Source organism: Nonomuraea sp. NPDC005650, from assembly GCF_040605375.1.
In the GTDB taxonomy this organism is placed as follows: Bacteria; Actinomycetota; Actinomycetes; order Streptosporangiales; family Streptosporangiaceae; genus Nonomuraea.
This window is the reverse complement of sequence record NZ_JBEXCR010000146.1, coordinates 1-1,127: the sequence shown is the minus strand read 5'-3', so window position 1 is coordinate 1,127 and position 1,127 is coordinate 1. Positions and strand designations below refer to the sequence as shown.

The 1,127-nt window shown below is 69.1% G+C and carries 1 protein-coding gene; it reads left to right on the top strand.

Translation table 11 applies throughout. The annotated features are described in order from the left end of the window. Window positions 1-62: 62 nt before the first annotated feature. Window positions 63-1,127: IS1634 family transposase (locus ABZS69_RS67085; RefSeq protein WP_355395694.1), on the top strand; the 1,065-nt coding region annotated here is incomplete at its 3' end.

Genomic DNA, 1,127 nt, shown 5'->3' with positions numbered 1-1,127 from the left:
ATGAAGTTGTTTGAAGATCGCTGGGTTGCTGTGGTGATCGTCATCACGGTATGACCTGGCTGGTGAGACAGCGTGCGCAGTGGGGCCAGGCCAGTGTCGAGAAGATGCTCGGAGCGTTGCCGGTCATCGCCGGGTTCTGCGCGCGGTTACGGATCCGGGAGTTGGTGGATGCGGCCTGCCCGGTACGTGATGTCGCGGAGTTGACTCATGGACAGGTGATCGAGGTGCTGGTGGCCAACCGGCTGACCTCGCCCGCCCCGCTGGTGCACGTGCAGGAGTGGGCGCGGGCGTGGGCGGTGGGCGAGGCGTTCGGGGTCGAGCCCGGCCTGCTCAACGATGACCGCATCGGCCGCGCTCTGGATGCCATCGCCCCGCATCTGGACCATCTGGCCGGGTCGGTGGGGCTGGCCGCAGTGGAGGCGTTCGGCCTCGATGTGACGCGCCTGCACTGGGACATGACCTCGATCTCGTTGCACGGCGACTACGACGATGCCGAGCCCGGCTACGCGCGCCCGCGTTTCGGCCACCCCAAAGACCGGCGGCCGGATCTGAAGCAGCTCCAGGCCGGGATCGCGGTCAGTGGTGACGGCGCGATCCCGGTCTTTCACCGCTCCTATGACGGCGCGGCCGGTGAGGTCGGGCAGGTCATCGGCGCGATGCAGGCCCTGCAGAAGCTGGCCGGCCCGCAGCAGATGCTCATGATCGGTGATTCCAAGCTGGTCTCGTATGCGAACCTGGCCGCGATGCTCGCCGGCCAGGTGGCCTTCATCGCGCCGGCCTCCAAGCAGTACGTCAGCGCCGAGACCCTGGCCGGTCAGAAGATCTCTGCGGCCACCCGGGTGGACTATGTCGCCGCCCGGGACGAGGGCAAGCCCGTCGAGCGGCGTGGCGTCTGGCACGTGCGTGACGACGTCATGACGCTGGCCGGGCCGCGCAAGAAGGACCCGGTGCTGACGCTGCGAAGGATCTTCGTGCACTCCTCCGCCCGCGCTCAGGCGGCCGAGGCCGCCCGGGCCAAGAAGCTGGCGCGGGCCGGTGAGGATCTGGCCCGGCTGGAGCGCGGCCTGGGCGGCCGCCATTACCCCACCCAGCAGTCCGTCACCGACCGGATCACCGCAATCGGCCGC